Origin of the sequence: Zooshikella harenae (assembly GCF_018837975.1) — a bacterium.
In the GTDB taxonomy this organism is placed as follows: domain Bacteria; phylum Pseudomonadota; class Gammaproteobacteria; order Pseudomonadales; family Zooshikellaceae; genus Zooshikella; species Zooshikella harenae.
In genome coordinates, this window is sequence record NZ_JAGSOY010000035.1 from 1 (window position 1) to 19,593 (window position 19,593).

Sequence of the window (19,593 nt, forward strand, 5' to 3'; positions counted from 1 at the left end):
TTTGAGGCCGACTTTGTTTTCACAAAATCGGCCATTTTTTTGATCATCACTTGGTTTCAAGTAAAAAGTGCAATCTTTCATATTTAATAGATTTTTGCAATCTTCCAATTACGCTTAAATAAACAATAATGATATTTCGATGTATGGTTTGGTAAGAAAAAGGCTGGGTAACGTATGTCGAACTGCTTACCGCAAGGATGTGGCAGCCAAGCCTCCAGGGAAGGATTCACGGCGTGTTCGAAGGGCATTATGCATACTTTGAGCAAAGATGGTTTAGAATAAAATGGCTTTTATAAAATTCCAATATACCTCTTTGAGGGTATTTTCTACTGATTACCATCTAAAAAATGAAAAACACTCTTTGTGTTGGTACATAATTAACGGCGTTAGTACCCGTTGGTAATAAAGACTATACTATGATTTATTATTTATTACGGCATGTGATGTAGTGTGATGGGACATTTTGGACGCATTCTACTTTTTCTAATTTCATGCCAACTTTCTTTAATGTCCAAAGGCGCAGGAAGTTTCTCCTCAATTACCATACCCCGTCCACAGCATCAGCCTTCAGGGGATTTAGACACACGAAGTGATTACTTTTCCAGTCTGCTGGATAAAGTACTATTAATTACCAATGATCGTTATGACCCGATTAAATTAACATATCATCCAACATTTTTTACGCAAGCACGTACGGTCAGACTGTTAGCAAATGGGGAAGAGCTTGATGTCATATGGCTTATGACCGATATTCAACGTGAAACCCGTTTACGTCCCATTCGAACTCCCTTAATGAAAGGTTTGCTTGGTGTAAGGTGTTTGGTTATTCGCCAAAGTGATAAAAAGCGTTTTGAGTCGATCAAGTCCATTGAATCGCTTAGAAAATTACTGGCCCTACAAGGTCATGACTGGCCTGACACTAAAATTCTCAGGGCTAATTACCTGTTGGTGCTTCCCGTTAGGCATTACCATGAGGCATTTTCAATGTTAGCAAAAGGCAGAGCAGATTATTTCCCAAGAGGTATACTTGAAGCATTACCAGAACTTGAGAGTAAAAAAGAGCTTTCCTTAACTGTTGCTAATCATTTACTTATCACTTATCGCGCACCCATTTATTATTTTGTCAATAAACAAAACTCTAAACTAGCGGAGCGTATTGAGCTTGGTTTAAAACGACTAATTGCAACGAAAGCTTTGGATAAACATTTAAAAAATTATCACGGATTTGAACTTGTTAATAAACTAATGAAAAATCATAAAACTAAACTATTGAAGTTGTATAATCCACTGCTAACAACAGAAAGTCAAAATGTAAGTCATGTTTACTATTATCAGGACGATTTATTTAAGCAATAATTCATTAGACTTTCATCACCATCATCACGCCTTCTGACCGTTTTCAACAGCCTCCTTTGCACTAAACCAACTATGCTGAGATAAAGCTAAAGTAAAACAGTTGAGGTTTATATGGGCTTAAATGTTGCGCAAAAACTAATTAAATCTCACTTAGCTACTGGCACTATGTCACCCGGTGAGTCTATTGAGCTAGTCATTGATCAAACATTAACCCAGGATGCCACGGGCACTTTAGTGATGCTGGAGTTTGAAAAACTGGGCCTACCTAAAGTCAAAACGGAGCTGTCAGCGCAGTATGTCGATCATAATCTGATTCAAAGTGACTTTAAAAATGCGGATGACCATTTGTTTTTACAAAGCGCCTGTCGAAAATACGGCATCTGGTTTAGCCCTCCAGGTAATGGCATTAGCCATGTGGTGCATATGGAACAGTTTGGCCAGCCAGGCAAATCCTTGTTGGGTGCTGATAGTCATACATGTGCGGCAGGCTCACTTGGCATGTTGGCCATGGGCGCTGGAGGCTTGCAAGTCGCGATGGCAATGGCGGGCTTTCCTTTTGCACTGAAAATGCCGCGTATTATGGGTGTCAAGCTGGAAGGTAAACTCGCTCCTTGGATAAATGCTAAAGATGTGATTTTAGAAATGCTTCGTCGGCATGGCGTAAAAGGAGGCATTGGCAAAATCATTGAATACTATGGACCTGGGTTAGCTAACCTGACGGCGATGCAGCGTCATGTGATTGCTAATATGGGCCAGGAGTTGGGGGCTACAGCCAGTGTTTTTCCAGCTGATGAACAAACCAAAACCTATTTACAACAGCAGCAGCGTGGTGATGGCTTTAAACCACTGTGTGCTGACGCTGATGCTCAGTATGATGAGCATGACCATATTGATTTGAGCGCAATAGAGCCTCTTATTGCCTGCCCTTCCAGTCCGGATAATGTAGTGCCTGTTCGAGAGGTTGCTGGCCAACCGGTTTACCAGTGCTATATCGGTTCATCAGCGAACCCAGGTCTGCGGGACTTTGAGATTCCTTCATTAATGGTTGAAAACCAGCAAGTTCACCAAAGCGTATCATTTGATATTAATCCTACTTCTCGCCAGCTTTTGGAGCACCTTACCCAGTCTGGGGCATTAGGCCGTTTGGTTCATGCTGGTGCCCGCCTTCATCAAACGGGTTGCAATGGCTGCATTGGTATGGGGCAGGCCCCTGCTACCGGACGAATCAGTCTACGCACCGTGCCCCGTAATTTTCCTGGCCGTTCGGGGACACCAGAGGATCAGGTTTACTTATGTAGTCCTGAGACCGCCACCGCAAGTGCCTTGAGTAGCAAGATCACCGATCCTCGTGATTTGAATATTGCTTATCCAACATGGCAAGAGCCGGATGAGGTTGAAGTTAACCGGAAAATGCTATTACCTCCCAGCGATATTGATATTGCCGTAACGCTGGTGAAAGGACCTAATATTAAAACCCTGCCCGATTTTCCGCCATTACCAGAAAAAATAACCGGTATTTTATTACTAAAAACGGGAGACAATGTATCAACAGATGAAATTCTCCCTGCAGGCGCGACCATTTTACCTTTTCGCAGTAATATTCCTGAGATTAGTAAATACTGTTTTCAGCGAATTGATAACGCATTTTATAAAAAGGCAAAAGAAACGCCGTTTGACAGTATTTTTATTTTGGGAGGTGAAAATTATGGACAAGGTTCTAGTCGTGAGCATGCTGCATTAGCTCCCCGCTATCTTGGCGTACAGTGTGTTATTGCCAAAAGCCTGGCAAGAATTCACCGACGTAATCTCATTAATTTTGGTATAACCCCTTTGCTGTTTAGTAAAAAAGAAGATTACGATCTATTAATCGAAGGTCATGAACTTGAGATAAGCCACTTAGGTGACCAATTATTGCAAGGAAAGACAATTAATATCGAAAATAAAACCACTTCAGGGACAGTAAAAGTGACGCATGATTTAGATAGTGACGAAATAAAAACACTTATTGCAGGTGGTTTATTAAATTGGGTTAGGCAACAAACAAATGACTAAAACAACAAGCCTCTAGCCCTGAGCCACTAGTGCTGAGAGGCAAGCTTGTCTGTGGTTTGTGCTGGTTTGATACTTAGGCTTTCAACCATCACGCTTTCCCCTTTGCTGAGACCAGTGCAGCAAGCTCTCAGATACTCGATATCACCTAAGTATTCAATGTCAACGGTATTAGACAGCATCATTGATGTCGAGGAAGATGGTGGTGCCTCCTCAACAATAACGCCAAACTCACCTGAAGCATCTTTATAAACGAGTAAAAAGGAGATGGTTTGCTTTGGTGGAGTAATAAAATTCAACCAGACCACCGCGTTAAGCTTTAAGCTGTGTTTTACTTTTTTGGTTGGTGGTGGGACTGCTTTTTGGGGCTTACTACTTCGTAATAATTTAAAGAAGAAACTGCGTTTTTCGGCATCAATCAGATCGGAAGGCGTTGTCTGTGAGTCCATATAGGCTGAACGAGGCACCTCTCCCAGTTTATGGAGTTTTAAACAGGTTGTAGGTACTTTTTGATGCATAATTACAGTCCCTTTTATGACCGACAAAAAACGGATCTGTCACTCTATTTTGTCCAGTGTATGCAAAATGTTAATTAAAAAGAGCACAAATAAACTCTTTGGAATAACATAAAGCACTACTCTTCTTTAAGGTAATTATAATCATGCTATTTGAGAATTAACCAATAAAAGTTAATTGTTGATTTTTTGTTAGTTAAGCCGGAATCGAATAAGCGTATATTCTTTTAACTGCGAAGTATTTTAAAATCTAAAAAGTGTGTGGAACAGGAAATACAAGGGTCATAATTGCGAATCACTTGTTCGCAAAAAAACTTTAATGTTTGGTCAGAGTGATTAAGGCCAAATTTTTTTACAGAATATTTAAGGTCTTGTTCAATGCGGGCTTGATTCTGACTGGTGGGGGGAATAATGGTACAACGCACAACATTCCCTTTATCATCAAGTTTATAACGGTGGTAAATCATGCCGCGTGGTGCTTCAGTACAGAAGCAGCAGGTTCCTGCTTTCGGCGTAACAGGAACATGAGATTCTCCTGTGGGGCAACTGCCAGCCATTATTTTGCTGGCTTCATAAAGTGAATAAACTATTTCTATGGCTCGAGCTTGAATACTGGTAAACATATTCTGGTTTGGAAAAGTTATGCCCAGCTGCGTAATAAGTTTTTTAATTGGATTGGGCAAAATCATGTAATTATTATTGAGTCTCGCCAATGGCCCCACTAAATAATCTTGTCCATTAAGCAGCGAATAAAATGCCGTGGAGTGGGCTACCTGATGTTCATGAAATTGTTTGGCATAGCCTTTGTAGGTAAGGCTTAACCCATTACTCGTCACAATTCGGCCACCATTAATGGGGTATTTTTTTGAGTGTTTCAAGCTTACCCAAATGAAGTCATGACTATAATCTGGCAGATCTAAGGTTGTGGTCCAGGCAATCAAGGACTTGGCGGCAGGAAGCGCATTATCGATTTTGGTACGCACTTCATCCCAGCGTTTACGGTCGGGTAACCGACCAAATCCGCCTACTTGAAGACCTACGGGGTGAACGGATCGCCCACCAAGCAGTGCCATCAACGCATTGCCAGCTTCTTGTAGTAACATCCCCCGCTGTAAAATCTGTGGGTACTGTTTTGCCATGTGAATGGCACTGTCAAAGCCTAAAAAGTCTGGAGCTGCAAGAAAGTGAATATGTAAGGCATGACTTTGAATCCACTCTCCCAGATTCATTAAACGACGCAGTTGCACCAAGTGCTTAGGTAATTTAATACCAAATAATTGTTCCATGGCTTGAATGGACGTGAGCTGGTAAGCCATGGGGCAAATACCACAGATGCGCGCATTCAGGTCTGGTACATCTTTATAGGATTTACCTTCCAAAAATTTTTCAAATAACCGAGGGGGCTCAAAAATTTTCAGGTGCAGTTTTTCAATTGAATCACCTTTGGCGGAGAGTTCCAAAGCCCCCTCGCCTTCCAGGCGGGTGACAAAGGGCACATTCAGCTTAATCGTGCGGTTATTATTCATTCCACTTCCTTGGCATGAATGGTCTGCCAACGATGAAACTGATCGCGAAAGGGTTGGCTATGGCTGTGGATTGCAGCAAAACGTTGGGCTACCTCTACTGACACCAGGCCAAGTCCTGCAAATTGATTCGCTAGGCTGTCACAGTTAGGCTGTTCTGAAGGACCAAAGCAACCATAACAGGCGCGACCAAAGGTTGGACACAATGCACCGCAGCCCGTTCGTACCACGGGCCCTAAACAAGGTGCTTGTTGGGTCACCAGCACACACACTTGTTGCTGACGTTTACAGTCCATACATAATTTTTCGCCTGAAGGTTTAGGTTTACTGCCGAGCAATAGCTGCTGAATAAAGTGGTTCATTTGTTGAATGGTAATGGGACAGCCCCAAAGCTCAAAATCCACCTTAATATGTTCGGCAACACCTGTTGAGTGCTGTAGTGAGGAAACAAATTCCGGTTTGGCGTAAACGGCTTGTAGCCAGTTTTCATCGGACAGGTTGCGTAATGCTTGTATGCCACCACTGGTTGCACAGGCACCTATACTGACCACTAATTTACTGTGCTGACGAATGTGTTGAGCGCGTTCAAGGTCTTCTGGGGTTGAGATACTGCCTTCAACAAAAGCAATATCCACTTCGGCTGAAAAATTATTAATGCCACCCTCAATAAAGTGTTTAATTTCAACCTTATTTAATAAATCCAGTAGCACAACCCCTTGATTGAGAAATGCCAGCTGGCAGCCTGAACAGGATGTCAATTTATGAATTGCAATGGCCAGTTTGCTAGGAGGCATAAGAGGTTCTCATTCAATTCCAGTTTATCAAATACCAGAAAGTCCAAACCAAGGTTTCACAGTGGGGTAATGAAATACCGGGCCATCTTTACAGACAAAAAAGGGCCCCAGCTGGCAATGGCCGCAGGATGCCTGCCCACATTGAAAGTTACGTTCCAGGCTTAAATAAACGGCTTCATCAGCCACATGAAGTTTAGCCAGTTGCTTTAGGGCTGCTAGCATCATGATTTCAGGCCCACACATTAGAACCGCACAGTTTTCGGTATCGAATTCAGCAAAGTTCAAGAGTTCAGTGACCATGCCCAGCCGCCACTTATAGCGATGTTTGTATTCTTCACTGGCAGCCAATAGTACTTGGCAGTTACCGGTGTTTTGCCAGTGGTCATATTGTGTTTGCCAGAGTAGATCATTGTGATGTTTTACACCCTGTAAAATGACAATACGTCCATAGTGTTGTTTATGTTCAACGGTATGGTTTATTGCTGCAACGACGGGGGCACAACCCAATCCAGCAGTAATAAACACAATGTCTTTGCCTTTAGTCTGCTCAAGTGGCCAACCGTAACCAAAGGGCCCTCGCAAGCCAAGCTGCTGTCCTGGTTCTAGTTGCACTAATGGTTGGGTAACACGACCTACGGCACGTATCGTATGTAACAGTAAATTGTTTCGCCAGCCCATAATTGAAATGGCAACTTCACCTAGCCCAAATAAATAAAGCATATTGAATTGACCAAATGAAAAGTTAAATGGAGCTGAGGTATTGAGCTTTAAATACAGTGTAAAGATGCCGGGTGATTCCTGATGTTTATCCATCAAAGTTGTAGTTAATGGCACAAAGCTAGCGATCGGTTGGTTCATGGGGGGTGCCTTTTACCAGTATTTGAGCTTCTGCCACCAGATCAATTCCCACTGGACACCAGCTGATACATCGCCCACAACCTACACAGCCACTTCGGCCATACTGTTGTTGCCAATTCGCTAACTTGTGTAATAACCACTGACGATAGCGATGACGTATTTCGGGTCGGAACAGCTTGCCTGCGATGTAGCCATGTTGCTCGCTGAAGCATGAGTCCCATAAACGTACTTGCTCAGCTTGTTGTAACTTAATATCACTGGTTGATTCCTGTTTTGAACAAAAACAGGTAGGACACACCAGCGTGCAATTTCCACAGGCTAAACAACGGTCAGCGACATCTTGCCACTGGGGGTGCTCCAGATTTTCTGTCAACTTTAGCAGTGAGTCTTCATCTGGCATCTGTCGTTGTTGCTGACTGGCATCGGCTAACTGTTTTTGGGCTGTATGTAATTGGTCCTTTGAAACTTGTGGTCCCAATGTGAGCTGTTGAAAAATTGCCTGCCCCTGCTCACTGCCACAACCCATTAAATAGCCCTCCTCCAACTCGTCTAAAACTAAGTCAAAGCTGTGAGTTGCTTCTGGACCATCACCCGTTGAGACACAAAAACAGGTTTCTGCACTTTGAGCGCAGTTGACGGCGATAATGAAAAGCTGCTCTCGTTGAGCTTGGTAGTATGGATCAGGATAAGGACCTTGCAGAAAATGCTGATCCTGTAGTTTTAAGGCAGCAAGGTCACATCCTCTTAAGCCAATTACTGCAATAGGGTGAGCTTCTATGGATGCTTGGCGAAAGCATAACCCTTGCTCAGTTTGTTCTGCCTGCCAAAGTGGCTGTTCAGGCTTGAACAACCAGGGCTTTAATCCTTGAGGCCCTGTATTCCAGGCAAAACATCGGTTTGTCGATGTATCTGTTAATTGATAATGGCCTGGTTTAGCTATTTCCTGCCTTCCCCAAGGTAGCTGTTCTACATGGCTAAGCTCAGTAAATACGATAGCGTTGTCTTTAACTGTAGGCCCAACAACCTGGTATCCCGCATTGGATAATACGCTGAAGAGCTGGTCCAGATGCTGTCGCGCTAAAAAATGTTTAATCATGAGGCAGGGTTGGAGACTCTTGGTGAGTGCCTAAAAAATGGTTACTGTTTAAATATCCAGTATTGGTTGCAGTGGTTAGCCATTCACGCCATTGGTCAAAGCCAAGTTGGGTTTTGGTCGAGAGTAATAAGACTTCTGCTTGAGGATTCAATTGAGCAATGGCTTGCTGGACAGTGTTGAGGTCAAAATCAACATAACCCATTAAGTCCGCTTTATTAATAATGATCAACTCACAGCTACTGAATAAGTGGGGGTATTTATTTGGCTTGTCGTTACCATCCGTAACCGCCATCATCGCAATACGGTGTGACTCTCCCAGGTCAAATAACGCAGGGCAGACAAGATTACCGACATTTTCAATAAAAATAAGCGAGCCAGGTTCTGGTGCTAACTTTTCCAGCCCGGTTTTGATCAGCTCAGCATCTAAGTGGCAGCCTGTCCCAGTATTGATTTGCACAACATGACCACCGGCTGCTTTCACCCGGTTGGCATCATTCAGGGTTTGTTGGTCACCCTCCAGAATGGCTATGGGCGGTAAATCGTTAGCGAGCATTTGGAGTGTGGCTTCCAATAGGGCTGTTTTACCTGCACCCGGTGTGCCCATTAAGTTTATGCAGGTCATACCCTGCTGATGTAACCCGTGTCGGTTTTGTTCAGCCAGGTTTTCATTTTCGGCAAGTAATGCTTGTTGTAAATGCAGCGTTTGGGATTCAGCAGGGAGGTGATGATGGCTATGATGATCTGACGCAAACTCAGTCAGTACCGCTTTATCTGAAGAACATCCGCAATGAGTACACATTAGGCAAACTCGATTTCAGTCAGCGTTAGTTGCTGTCCTGATAGCAGCGTATAGTCATAGCTGCCACACGGACAGGGTTGACCCAGTTGGGTTAAGGAAAAATCCTGGTGACACTGCTGACAAGACGCTTTAGCTGGGTGATGGTCGATAATGAGTTGCGTATCGCTCAAGCCTGCCGTGGCTTTTACCCAGTCAAAACACCCGATCAGTCGTTCAGGATCAATACAACTCATACTGCCTACTTCAATTTTAATACATTTTATCTTTCGATTTAAATACGGCTGTATATATTTCAATAAAGCATTAATGATGGATAGTTCATGCACATTTTGGTCCTTAATAGTCCTTATCTATTTTATGTTCACAATGTGACCTTCAGGTCTAAAAGCTTTTTGGTTGAAGTAGTTGTACAACATATTTAGTTTGCCACAAAGTCTGAGTAATACCTGCTGAACACGCCGTGAATCCTTCCCTGGAGGCTCGGCTGCCGCTTCCCTGCGGCAGACGGTTCACAGGTATTACCCAGACTTTGTCTGAAACCTGCATACTTAGAAGATACTACAAAAATGTGTTGGCTAGAGTTGGTGTTGTTGAACTTATAGGTAAAGGTTGAAATAGCTGTATACATATTTAAGAGTATCTCTGCTTGCTAGATTGCAGAAACGGTTATGCCTAGAATGATGTTAAGTTATGTGTAAAATTAGTGATACAAAGAAGATGAAGAATAAACATCTGATAGATACAATTTGCGAGCTGTTTTTCTTAATGCCAGGGGTATCAGTAATTGATAAGCACCTGTCGGAAGATATATTCAAAATTGAATTAACCAAGATTGCTTGTGGTTTATTTAGCTGAGGTTTCAAATACTAAATTAGATTTATGGGCAGTATATGAACCTTACACCAGAGAAGCGTAAGATCTGGTACCTAGCCACATCTATTAGTACCTCATTAATACTCCAGTCACTTTAGAAATTCGCTACTGGGGCCAAAAAATTTAAATAATAGATTGGCAAGAGCCATGCGAATTGAATTTATAAAATTAATACCAAAAAAGTATGTAGAATTTAGAGTTCTAGGTTTACTGCTGAGTTTGAAACAAAAACTGTCTTACGTAAACTTTAGCGTAAAATATGCGCATAACTGGATAAAAGCTGCTTTAACGATTTTATAACTATAATTGATTAGGAATATAGAATGAAGCAATTCGCAATAAGAAGGTTTTATAGCTACTTTGAAACAAATTCAGAGGAAATTGAAAATTGCTCTTTTGATGAGAAATTGACAGCTTTCGATAATGAGTTAGAAAAGCTATTAGAAAGGTATGACTTAAAGCTACTCAATATAGATACACGATTTATCCCTCAAAAGAAGATGTCCGCAACAAAGTGTGAGCAATGTGATAATTTGATGGTAAATCGCGATAAAAATCCTGCACGGTTCAACAAGGAAGACCTTTGGATTGATTTAGACTCTGACTACAATGGAATAGTTTGGGATGGGGGAACTTTTGAAGGAAAGGATCTATGTATGGAATGTCTTCCATTAGAGCATCGCTGGGGCTATTTTTCATGAATATATTATGGTGCGGATGTGTATCACTTAATCACCCTTTAATAAACAACTGTAATATCTCGATGTTAGCCACTGGCAAAACAAAGGCTGGATAATGCCCATCGAACTGTTTGCCGCAAGGATGCGGCAACCAAGCCTCCAGGGAAGGATTTACGGTGTGTTCGAAGGGCGTTATGCAGACTTTGGGCAAAGGTGGTTTAAAAACACCATAAATAGCTTTAAATTAAAGGCAAAATTATATGCGATAGCCTTGGAGTGTTAAGACGTTTTTTCAGCAAATTCTTGGTAATTGAAGCCCATAAGGTACATTAACTATTCTTTTTGCTCCATAACGGGTTTTTAAATGTAAGTGGTTAATTGAGTACTCTGTAACTTCACCAATTATTTGTGCATGTTGTCCTAAGGGATATTGTCTCATTAATTGTAAAACAGTTTCAGCTTGTTCATGGTCCACAATAAATACGGCAAGTCCTTCATTAGCTAAAAATAAAGGATCGAGACCAAGTAATTCGCAAACACCTTGGGTTTGAGGTCGAATAGGCAGTGCTAGTTCATCCAGCTCAATGGTGATATTTGAGGCTTGAGCAATCTCTGTTAATACGCCCCCTAACCCTCCCCGTGTGACATCCCGAATACAGCGAATATCATGAGTATGTTGCAGCAATAAATGGTTAATAAGAGGGTATAAGGCAGTGCAATCACTTTGTAAATCAGTGTGTAAGCCAAGGTTATCCCTTGCCAACATAATTGTGGCACCATGATCACCAATAAAACCATTCACTAATACCTTATCTCCTGACTGGGCACTGGCAGCGCTTATCTGAGTAGACGCTGGAATAACCCCAACACCTGTAGTATTAATAAATAGCTTATCAGCCATCCCCCGCTCAACGACTTTAGTATCCCCCGTAATTATGGAGACACCTTGCTCTTTAGCCGTCGTTGCCATTGAGTAAACAATTTTTTCCAGTAAAGATAGTGACAACCCTTCTTCGATAATAAAACCAGCACTTAAATATAATGGCTGAGCGCCACCTACAGCTAAGTCATTTAATGTGCCACATACCGCTAGCTTGCCAATATCGCCTCCTGGAAAAAACAAGGGGGAAACGACATAGCTGTCAGTGGTAAATGCCAGACGATCACCTTTAGCCTGTAATTCAGCAAGGGGTAATCGGGCTTGATCTTCTTTTAATGCTAATGATCCATTATTAAATGCTTTAAGGAAAAGACTATCAATGAGCTGTTGCATGGCTGCACCGCCCGCGCCATGCGCAAGGGTAATGATTTGTTGGCTCAAGATAGTGTCCCTACTGCTGTCTTAGCGTGTGAAGCATAATAAGCGGCACAGGCACCTTCCGTTGATACCATTAGACCACTTTGGGGGTGATGAGGCGTACATTGTTTACCAAACCATGGGCAATGATGAGGCTTGAGTGATCCTGTTAATACCTGCTTACAATAGACGGGATCTGTATTATTCTCTGCGACATGTTGTGAATTGAGTAGCTGGACAGCATCATGCTGTTGGTATTTGGGGCGTATGCTAAGCCCTGACCCTGGAACTAAATCCAAACCTCGCCATTTTGCATCTATGCCTGAAATAAAAACATCATTTATGGACTGCTGCGCAGCTTTATTGCCCTCCTCCAACACAACACGAGAATAAGCATTTTGAATAGAATGTTGCTGGGCCGATAGCTGTTGAACTAATAAATACAAAGCATGCAGTATATCTACTGGCTCAAACCCGGCAATAACCAGTGGTTTATGGTATTTGTCGGCAATTGATGCATACGCTTTAGCCCCAATGACCATGCTGACATGGCCTGGCCCTAAAAAGCCATCCAACTGGATTTCTTGACGTTCAAGTAATGTGGTGAGAACCGGCATAAGACAAATGTGGTGACAAAGCACTCGGAAATTTGTAATGCTTTGTTGGGCTGCCATTTGCAGTGTACAAGCGGTACTGGGGATGGTGGTATCAAAGCCAATCGCAAAGAAAATAATCGTTTTATTGGGGTGATGTTTAGCAAGTTTAAGCGCATCCAGAGGAGAATATAAGGTTTGAATATGCGCGCCATTGGCTTTGGCATCAAGTAAACTATGCCGACTACCAGGTACACGCAATGGGTCACCAAAACTAGCTAAAATATGGTTGCTACTTTCAGCTAAAGAAACCGCTTGATCGATTGCGGTGGTGGGTAATACACAAACAGGACAGCCAGGACCATGAATCAGTTCGATAGACGACGGTAACAGTTGATTAATACCGGTATTCACAATTGCATGGGTATGTCCACCACACACTTCCATAATTTGTATGGGACGTCCCAAGCGTTCAGCAATAGGAGCCGCTTCAGTTTGGATGCATTTTATTAACTGATTGACACGAGATGGATCACGAAAGGCGTTTGTTTGTGTCATTACATCCCTTCACTCTTTCCTTAAGTCAATAATATGGTTAACCCTCAAGGGATGCTAAAAGCGCTAGGGTACGAAGTGCCTCGTCCTGATCAATAACTGCCATTGCAAATCCAACATGGAGGAGCACCCACTGGCCTATCAAGTCATCAAAAGAATTGCCTTGCAGTGACAGTAACGAAATACAGGCTTCCCGTTTCACGCCCGCTGTTTCAACTAAGGCGGTGGCACTTTCCTTATCAGTAATAGAAATAATTTTTGCAGGAATACCTAAGCACATAAGCGTCCATTTGGTTTCATTCTATGCTTTTTACTTTTATATCGATAAACAGCATGGTGCATAAAATACACTACACTAGCGTTGTAGCTTAAGGCAATGACATAACGATTAAATTGGTTACATTGGAGGGAGCATGATGAATCACAATGAAAAAGGATCAGACAATCTATCGATTGATTTTAGTGCCCGTGATGTTGTACCCGGTGTGGACCGTTTATTTATTGAACGCTGGTCCCCTCGCGCGTTTGAGCAGAAAAAAATTGATCAGACAACATTAACCCGGCTATTTGATGCGGCACGTTGGTCACCTTCCTGTTTCAATGAACAACCTTGGTGTTTTTATACTTCAACGGAACAAACATTCAGTGACTTTTTAGCGTTATTGCAGGAAGGTAATCAAGTGTGGGCCAAAAATGCCAGTGTGATTGGCTTTCTTGTGGGAAATACTCAGTTTACTCGTAATAACAAACCGAACTCATCTTACCAGCTGGACTGTGGTGCGGCATGGATGGCAATGACTTTACAGGCACGAATGGAAGGACTTTACACGCACGGTATGGCGGGTATTCATTACGAAGCAGTAGCTCAATATTTGCAGTTAGGTGATAACCAGCAGGTATTGATGGGATTTGTCATTGGTTATTTAGGTGATAAAACAATGCTTAATGATTCGATGCAAGCAAAAGAAAAGCCCTCTTCCCGCAAAGCATTAGCAGAAATTTGGCAGCCGAAATAACATAAGGCTCAAGATTTATTTTTCACAGGTAAGTTTCTTTCCCTAATTAGTTTTTCGTTTGTTGCTTCATGAACAATCCAATCATAGAAGTATTGCATGGCTGGTGTTGCTGGTCTTGATTTAAGAGACGTTAGCCAGTAACCGCCAGCATTAACATAATGATCAAAGGGACACACCAGTAACCCAGAGGTTAATTCGCGAGAAAACATGTGGTTAGGTGCTAATGCAACGCCCTCACCCTGTATCGCTGCCTCAACCATTAAACGTGATGAGTCAAACATTGGACCGTTCATAACCCATGGTTCAAGCCCTGCAGTGGTAAGCCAATTATTCCATTCTTCAGTACGGTATGAGCGCAATAATGTTTCTTTTTGAAGGTCTTGCGGATGGTTTAGTCTTTGAGCAATATTGGGGGAGCACAATACGGTAAGTGGTGCCTCAAACAATAATACATTATGTGTGGTTGGCCAATTGCCATCGCCAAATCGAATGGCGAAATCCAATCCTTCTGCTGCAAGGTTAACCAGGTTATTGTTGGTTAGTAGTCTTAATTCAACAAAGGGATGGTTTTCACGAAACACGTTAAGTCGAGGCATCAACCAGCTGATTGCAAAGGTACCTACTGCGCCAATGGACAGTACTTCATGGCTATGATGCTTATTCTCAAACTGTTTTAGGACAGCCTCAATATGAGCAAAAGCATTGGTTAACACTGGAAACAATAAACGTCCTTCGTCGGTCATTTCTAACCCACGAGGTAAACGTTTAAAAAGGACGGTTCTCAACCGTTCTTCCAGCATTCTAACTTGCTGACTGACAGCAGCCTGAGTGACATGCATCTCTTGAGCGGCCTGGGTAAAACTGAGATGTCGAGCTGATGACTCAAAGGCTCTCAGAGCATTAAGAGGAAGATAGGGCCGCATACTAGAATGGAAACATAAGATTTTCTTTACCCTCTATAAAATTATTCTCGCTTGTCAATATGTCGTTAAGGGTGGATAGTTAAGCCTGAAAATTGACTGCGAACATTTCGTCTGACCCCATCTCCACAGTAAAAGTTCTATATATCAATAACAATATTCCAAACTAATGCGTTGGTTGCAGTGGAGTTGATTATTTACTGTTAATGATAGTGAGTTAAGCCATGTATGGAAAAATGAAGAAAATTAAAATGGTAAAACTATGTTGTATTTTAATGTCTGGTGTAGCCTGTTTGAGTTATGCTGGCGATGGGTTAGAGTCGGGTAATTTAAAAGATTCAGTGGATAACGTAGTTCTTCCTGTGCTTAAAAAATATGCTATTCCTGGCATGGCCATCGCAGTTACCTATAATGGTAATCACTCTTTTTATAATTATGGTGTGGCATCAAAGAACACTCAGCAACCGATCACAAATCATACCCTTTTTGAAATTGGCTCTTTAAGTAAAACATTGACGGCAACACTTGCCTCTTATGCTCACGTCACGTCAAGGTTATCGTTCACTGACAGTGCCAGTAAATATTTGCCTGCCTTACATGGCAGCACGTTTGATGCAATCAATTTATTGAGTTTAGGTACTCATACTTCGGGGTTGCCATTATTTGTAGCTGAGAATATCCATAATAGAAGTCAATTAATGGATTATTATAAAAAGTGGAAACCGACGTATACGCCAGGTACTCGCAGAACCTATTCTAACCTGGGTATTGGCTTGTTGGGTAAGGTCACAGCTGAAGTTATGAACCAGCCGTTTGACTTGGCGCTGGAAAAGCAGTTATTTCCAGCACTAGGTATGAAGCATAGCTACATTAATGTTCCAGCAGATCAGAAGAAGTATTATGCACAGGGCTATACGAAAAAAGATGAACCAATCAGATTAAATATGGGCATGCTTGCTTCCGAAGCCTATGGAGTTAAGTCATCTACAATGGATTTAATTCGGTTTATTGATGCCAACATGCAACTTATTAAACTGGAAAAAACATGGCAACAAGCGATCAATAATACGCATATCGGTTATTTTAAGTCTGGAAACATGATGCAGGGCTTGATATGGGAACACTATGATTATCCAATCAGCTTAAAAAGGCTATTGGAGGGTAATTCCCCCGCAATGATTTTAGAACCTTCTTCAGTGAAAAAATTTAATCCGCCAAAACAACTGCAAGCTGATGTCCTGGTTAATAAGACAGGCTCAACCAATGGGTTCTCTGCGTACGCGGCATTTATTCCATCGCAAAAACTAGGAGTTGTGATATTAGCTAATAAATCCTACCCAATTGAGCAAAGAGTCACCTTGGGTTATCAAATTTTAACCATACTACATGATTAAGAGTACACTCGTATGTCTGTATAGAAAGCTATGGAGGGCTTTCACCAGGCTGTAAAAAGGTTTTTGACACGTTCCTTGATAGCTTAGCGTTTATTGCTTGTATCCATTGATTTATGAGTACGATAAAACAAATTAACAGCCATGAAACTTCCATGGTAACCAACGTATGACTTAAGAAATGATCACCAATGATCATTTTATAACCGCCCATTACCCATCCTAGGCATAAAGCAAAAATCAATGCACGTTGTTTGTTTCGTTTACTTTGAAATAAAAACGTTAGTGATAATAATGCAAAGCCACCACTGGCATGTCCAGCAGGAAAACAGCGTTGCTGTTTAAGTGGCCGCTCATTTTCCGGGTAAGTTTCTAATACTTTGATATAAGGTATCTGTCCACCAAATACTTGTAGATCGTGAGGACAGGCTACATTTGTGGTAGCTTTTAGTGTGCTGATCGTTAAAGGCACCAAAATCAGCGATAATAATACAATACGGAAGCCATGTAAACGTTCCTTAACCCAATGAATATGCCGGAAACATGTTAGACAGATGATCAAAAATAATGCTAATACGATGAGTAGCACTTTTATACCATCATATAATACAAATTGAGCGATAGGCTCTGATTTATCCCATAACCATTGTTGTTGCTCAATATTGAAGAAATAATGCTGTACCCAAATATCCAGCGATGTCCACTCAAACAAAAGCATACTCAAAATCATTATACTGCTTGTTAAAATAATGTGTTTACTGAACGACATTGACTGCTCTCAAATAAAATAATGGTTTGATTTGATTAAAATAGGGGTAAATATCTGTTTTTAATTCAAAGATATCCAATAACGTTTTAGCAATTGCATCATGAGTGTTAGGTGTTTCTTTAAGTGTTAGCGAGCGTGGATAATCAATATTGGAGGTAGGCCCTATCCAGGCAATCAGTGGTACATGTTTTTGAGTGTCTGGTGCAAACCAGTAGGGCAACCCATGAAGGTAAACATTATGTTCACCCAATGATTCGCCATGATCACTGACATAAAACATGGCTGTTTCATACTGTGCATTTGCCTTAAGTAATGAAATCACTTTTGATAAAAAATAGTCCGTATATAAAATGCTGTTGTCAAAAGCATTAATGATTTCTTCTTGGGTACAGGTTGATAATTCAATTGAGTGACAAGCAGGTTTAAATTTTTCAAAACTAATTGGATAGCGTTTAAAATAGGCTGGACCATGACTCCCCATTTGATGCAACACAATGAATATATCCCCCTGCTGTTGGTTAATATATTGCTGAAGTCCTGCAAGCATACCCGTATCATGGCATTCAATCTCATCACATTGAGGGTTTAATTTTTTATTCCTAAAGTCTTGATAAGGGACTCTTAATGCAACACCTTTGGAATTGGAATTATTGTCTCGCCATAATACATTTACCCCTGCCCTGACTAATACATCCAAGACATTTTCGGTATAGTTCGCTGCACTGAGGTTAAAATCAGCTTGGTTTGAAAAAGAAAACATACAGGGCACAGAAACGGCTGTTGATGTGCCACAAGAGTGGATCTGTTGATAGCTAATAATTCTTTTTTCTTTTGACAAACCTGGGTTGGTATTACGTGAATATCCATTTAGTGAAAAATGATCTGCACGGGCTGTTTCGCCAACAATCATAATAAAGAGTTTTGGCTGACTATTATTTTTTACTTTTTCTACTGTATGCACCACACGAGTATAAGTAGTGGATGTCTCTGAAGCATTCACCGTGCTCACAATATACTTTGTAGCCGAGTACAGCGGATAGATAGGGCTTGTATAATAGCGCAAGGGTTTATGTTGACGAAAAAAACTCGCGTAGTAATCACTGAAAGGTAACATTGTGAGTATGATGATGGCCAGCGCAGCACAACCTGTTAGCATTGTAAAACCTAGTTCCCTGCCCCATCCTGCTTTTTTAACAGGCAACCACCATAGAAGCGTTGCAGGTAGGATACCTAATAGCACAATACGAAAGACAAGTTCTGTACTGACCAGATCCATAGCTTCTTGTGTATTTGTTTCGACCATGTTTTGAATCATGCTGACATCAATGATTGAACCAAATTGATCAGAAAAATAACTTATAGATGCTGTAAATAATAGAAATATACTGGCAACAACTCTGATAGGAATTACAATAGAAAAGAGGCTTAAGAGCAACATAATAACGCCGCCCAACATTATGGATAATGAGAGAATAAATGCAGCATTATCAGACCATGGATAAACGGCTAGCACTTGTTTAAAAAAGGCTATATTACCTGAGGTGAGGATAAAAATAGTCGTAAAAAAAATTATCCACCTTGCGGTGAGTTTGTAGTGATGCATATATTACATTATTTCCAATCTTATTTTACTAACCTAGAGACTTTATTTGACTTCTGAAGCAAAACTATTTGAAATGGTTGTTGCCTCATTTTTTGTGAATTTTTACTTTATTCTTAATTTAATTGATCTTAGTTATTATTAGAATAACCTTCTATTATGCTCTATAAATAGAGTCGAAACATTTATATGGTTTTATGTCTCATAAATAATGCTATTTTTTTCTAAAACATTACGTGGTTGTATCACTGTTTGTAAATAACGTTTCAAAAAATAATGTTCATCTTTTCGTGTCATGTTTGGACTGTGACGAAATAATTGTTGAAGGTCATGAGTAGACGCTTTTTTTACGGTTAATCGACGCCGGCTTTTTTCAAGATCAAGCAGAGCTATTTCTACATTCATAGTGTGTTCAATCGGCTGTGCCTTAACAAAGATGTGTTTTGGGTAACAACAACCATGTTGCCATCGTGCTAAATGTAAATGCCTTAATGTTTTTGCGACAGCATGGAGTACTTTTTCACGTTGCCCGCGCTCCAGCTTCTGTTGGTAAAATGCGTCAAGACTTATAAACCCTGCCAATGGTTCGGTAATTAAGAGTGCTTGCCACTGACCTGAATATTTTCGAGCCGCACAATAAACAATACGAGGAACCTGAATACCAATGCGTTGAAATATATGCAGTGCATGCCACTCACGTAGTATGGTTGGACGACCAAAAGGATAGCGTAATGAATGATATAAATGCCCTTGTTGACGTTTACAGTAAAGTTGAACCTGTTCAGGGAATAGTATGTGTTGGACACCACTCTCCCCTCCTCTCCGCTGGTTCGGTGGCTCAACCCATGTCCCTTTGCACTGCCACCAATCTTCAAACGAGAAGCCACTTAACTTTGTGCTTATCATGAA

At 41.2% G+C, this 19,593-nt stretch carries 19 protein-coding genes; 5 read left to right on the top strand and 14 right to left on the bottom strand.

The features are described 5' to 3' along the window. Positions 1–450 precede the first annotated feature (450 nt). A complete protein-coding gene (locus KCG35_RS14630; protein ID WP_215820528.1) occupies positions 451–1,356 on the top strand; it encodes a substrate-binding periplasmic protein in 906 nt (301 codons plus the stop codon). Positions 1,357–1,467: 111 nt separating this feature from the next. Continuing rightward, the gene (locus tag KCG35_RS14635) at positions 1,468–3,408 is read left to right on the top strand and encodes an aconitate hydratase (protein WP_215820529.1); all 1,941 of its coding nucleotides are present in this window, start codon (positions 1,468–1,470) and stop codon (positions 3,406–3,408) included. 26 nt (positions 3,409–3,434) lie between these two features. On the opposite strand, the gene KCG35_RS14640 is transcribed toward KCG35_RS14635, so the two are convergent. The 7 genes from KCG35_RS14640 to KCG35_RS14670 all read right to left on the bottom strand — a co-directional run bounded on the left by KCG35_RS14640 (position 3,435) and on the right by KCG35_RS14670 (position 9,316). After that, positions 3,435–3,923: a hypothetical protein gene (locus KCG35_RS14640; RefSeq protein ID WP_215820530.1), complete on the bottom strand. Its 489-nt coding sequence runs from the start codon at positions 3,921–3,923 to the stop codon at positions 3,435–3,437. Between the two features lie 224 nt (positions 3,924–4,147). Continuing rightward, positions 4,148–5,446, bottom strand: a complete 1,299-nt coding sequence (locus KCG35_RS14645; RefSeq protein WP_215820531.1) for a Ni/Fe hydrogenase subunit alpha — start codon at positions 5,444–5,446, stop codon at positions 4,148–4,150. After that, a complete protein-coding gene (locus KCG35_RS14650; RefSeq protein ID WP_215820532.1) occupies positions 5,443–6,237 on the bottom strand; it encodes an NADH-quinone oxidoreductase subunit B family protein in 795 nt (264 codons plus the stop codon). Before KCG35_RS14650 ends, KCG35_RS14645 begins: the two co-directional genes overlap by 4 nt. Before the next feature lie 27 nt (positions 6,238–6,264). Continuing rightward, the gene (locus KCG35_RS14655; protein ID WP_215820533.1) at positions 6,265–7,095 is read right to left on the bottom strand and encodes an FAD/NAD(P)-binding protein; all 831 of its coding nucleotides are present in this window, start codon (positions 7,093–7,095) and stop codon (positions 6,265–6,267) included. Then, positions 7,076–8,191 (bottom strand): 4Fe-4S dicluster domain-containing protein, encoded by a 1,116-nt coding sequence (locus KCG35_RS14660; RefSeq protein WP_215820534.1) that lies wholly within the window; start codon positions 8,189–8,191, stop codon positions 7,076–7,078. Before KCG35_RS14660 ends, KCG35_RS14655 begins: the two co-directional genes overlap by 20 nt. Beyond that, positions 8,184–8,990: a hydrogenase nickel incorporation protein HypB gene (hypB, locus tag KCG35_RS14665; RefSeq protein ID WP_215820535.1), complete on the bottom strand. Its 807-nt coding sequence runs from the start codon at positions 8,988–8,990 to the stop codon at positions 8,184–8,186. Before hypB ends, KCG35_RS14660 begins: the two co-directional genes overlap by 8 nt. Further along, a complete protein-coding gene (locus KCG35_RS14670) occupies positions 8,990–9,316 on the bottom strand; it encodes a hydrogenase maturation nickel metallochaperone HypA (RefSeq protein WP_215820536.1) in 327 nt (108 codons plus the stop codon). Before KCG35_RS14670 ends, hypB begins: the two co-directional genes overlap by 1 nt. An 870-nt stretch (positions 9,317–10,186) precedes the next feature. Between KCG35_RS14670 and KCG35_RS14675 the strand changes: the two genes are divergently transcribed. Next, on the top strand, positions 10,187–10,564 hold the full coding sequence (locus tag KCG35_RS14675) for a hypothetical protein (protein ID WP_215820537.1): 378 nt from the start codon (positions 10,187–10,189) through the stop codon (positions 10,562–10,564). A 271-nt stretch (positions 10,565–10,835) separates the two neighbouring features. Here the strand turns inward: KCG35_RS14675 and hypE are convergent, their stop codons facing one another. The 3 genes from hypE to KCG35_RS14690 are packed head-to-tail and all read right to left on the bottom strand — an operon-like array spanning position 10,836 to position 13,268. After that, positions 10,836–11,864: a hydrogenase expression/formation protein HypE gene (gene hypE, locus KCG35_RS14680; RefSeq protein ID WP_255561976.1), complete on the bottom strand. Its 1,029-nt coding sequence runs from the start codon at positions 11,862–11,864 to the stop codon at positions 10,836–10,838. Next, positions 11,861–12,991 carry a hydrogenase formation protein HypD gene (gene hypD, locus KCG35_RS14685; protein WP_215820538.1) on the bottom strand — a complete coding sequence of 377 codons (1,131 nt, stop codon included), beginning with the start codon at positions 12,989–12,991 and terminating at the stop codon, positions 11,861–11,863. The genes hypE and hypD overlap by 4 nt, the downstream gene beginning before the upstream one ends. Positions 12,992–13,028: 37 nt before the next feature. Next, a complete protein-coding gene (locus KCG35_RS14690; RefSeq protein ID WP_215820539.1) occupies positions 13,029–13,268 on the bottom strand; it encodes a HypC/HybG/HupF family hydrogenase formation chaperone in 240 nt (79 codons plus the stop codon). A 133-nt stretch (positions 13,269–13,401) separates the two neighbouring features. Here KCG35_RS14690 and KCG35_RS14695 point away from each other — a divergent pair, with 133 nt between their 5' ends. Further along, on the top strand, positions 13,402–14,004 hold the full coding sequence (locus tag KCG35_RS14695; RefSeq protein ID WP_215820540.1) for a nitroreductase family protein: 603 nt from the start codon (positions 13,402–13,404) through the stop codon (positions 14,002–14,004). A gap of 8 nt (positions 14,005–14,012) precedes the next feature. Here KCG35_RS14695 and KCG35_RS14700 read toward each other — a convergent pair whose 3' ends face one another. Further along, positions 14,013–14,927: a LysR family transcriptional regulator gene (locus KCG35_RS14700; protein ID WP_215820541.1), complete on the bottom strand. Its 915-nt coding sequence runs from the start codon at positions 14,925–14,927 to the stop codon at positions 14,013–14,015. A 248-nt stretch (positions 14,928–15,175) separates the two neighbouring features. Between KCG35_RS14700 and ampC the strand changes: the two genes are divergently transcribed. After that, positions 15,176–16,318, top strand: a complete 1,143-nt coding sequence (gene ampC, locus KCG35_RS14705; protein ID WP_373687357.1) for a class C beta-lactamase — start codon at positions 15,176–15,178, stop codon at positions 16,316–16,318. Positions 16,319–16,346: 28 nt separating this feature from the next. Here ampC and KCG35_RS14710 read toward each other — a convergent pair whose 3' ends face one another. From KCG35_RS14710 to KCG35_RS14720, 3 genes are all read right to left on the bottom strand, one after another. Continuing rightward, positions 16,347–17,033 carry a phosphatase PAP2 family protein gene (locus KCG35_RS14710; protein WP_215820543.1) on the bottom strand — a complete coding sequence of 229 codons (687 nt, stop codon included), beginning with the start codon at positions 17,031–17,033 and terminating at the stop codon, positions 16,347–16,349. Between the two features lie 37 nt (positions 17,034–17,070). Beyond that, a complete protein-coding gene (locus KCG35_RS14715) occupies positions 17,071–18,687 on the bottom strand; it encodes a phosphoethanolamine transferase (RefSeq protein WP_215820544.1) in 1,617 nt (538 codons plus the stop codon). Positions 18,688–18,879: 192 nt separating this feature from the next. Continuing rightward, a complete protein-coding gene (locus KCG35_RS14720) occupies positions 18,880–19,590 on the bottom strand; it encodes a lipopolysaccharide kinase InaA family protein (protein WP_215820545.1) in 711 nt (236 codons plus the stop codon). Between the last annotated feature and the right edge of the window lie 3 nt (positions 19,591–19,593).

Coding starts and splice junctions, on each gene's coding strand:
- KCG35_RS14635 (WP_215820529.1), top strand. CDS start 1,468: ATGGGCTTAAATGTTGCGCAAAAACTAATTAAATCTCACTTAGCTACT.
- KCG35_RS14640 (WP_215820530.1), bottom strand. CDS start 3,923: ATGCATCAAAAAGTACCTACAACCTGTTTAAAACTCCATAAACTGGGA.
- KCG35_RS14645 (WP_215820531.1), bottom strand. CDS start 5,446: ATGAATAATAACCGCACGATTAAGCTGAATGTGCCCTTTGTCACCCGC.
- KCG35_RS14650 (WP_215820532.1), bottom strand. CDS start 6,237: ATGCCTCCTAGCAAACTGGCCATTGCAATTCATAAATTGACATCCTGT.
- KCG35_RS14655 (WP_215820533.1), bottom strand. CDS start 7,095: ATGAACCAACCGATCGCTAGCTTTGTGCCATTAACTACAACTTTGATG.
- KCG35_RS14660 (WP_215820534.1), bottom strand. CDS start 8,191: ATGATTAAACATTTTTTAGCGCGACAGCATCTGGACCAGCTCTTCAGC.
- hypB (WP_215820535.1), bottom strand. CDS start 8,990: ATGTGTACTCATTGCGGATGTTCTTCAGATAAAGCGGTACTGACTGAG.
- KCG35_RS14675 (WP_215820537.1), top strand. CDS start 10,187: ATGAAGCAATTCGCAATAAGAAGGTTTTATAGCTACTTTGAAACAAAT.
- hypD (WP_215820538.1), bottom strand. CDS start 12,991: ATGACACAAACAAACGCCTTTCGTGATCCATCTCGTGTCAATCAGTTA.
- KCG35_RS14690 (WP_215820539.1), bottom strand. CDS start 13,268: ATGTGCTTAGGTATTCCTGCAAAAATTATTTCTATTACTGATAAGGAA.
- KCG35_RS14695 (WP_215820540.1), top strand. CDS start 13,402: ATGATGAATCACAATGAAAAAGGATCAGACAATCTATCGATTGATTTT.
- KCG35_RS14700 (WP_215820541.1), bottom strand. CDS start 14,927: ATGCGGCCCTATCTTCCTCTTAATGCTCTGAGAGCCTTTGAGTCATCA.
- ampC (WP_373687357.1), top strand. CDS start 15,176: ATGGTAAAACTATGTTGTATTTTAATGTCTGGTGTAGCCTGTTTGAGT.
- KCG35_RS14710 (WP_215820543.1), bottom strand. CDS start 17,033: ATGCTTTTGTTTGAGTGGACATCGCTGGATATTTGGGTACAGCATTAT.
- KCG35_RS14715 (WP_215820544.1), bottom strand. CDS start 18,687: ATGCATCACTACAAACTCACCGCAAGGTGGATAATTTTTTTTACGACT.
- KCG35_RS14720 (WP_215820545.1), bottom strand. CDS start 19,590: ATGATAAGCACAAAGTTAAGTGGCTTCTCGTTTGAAGATTGGTGGCAG.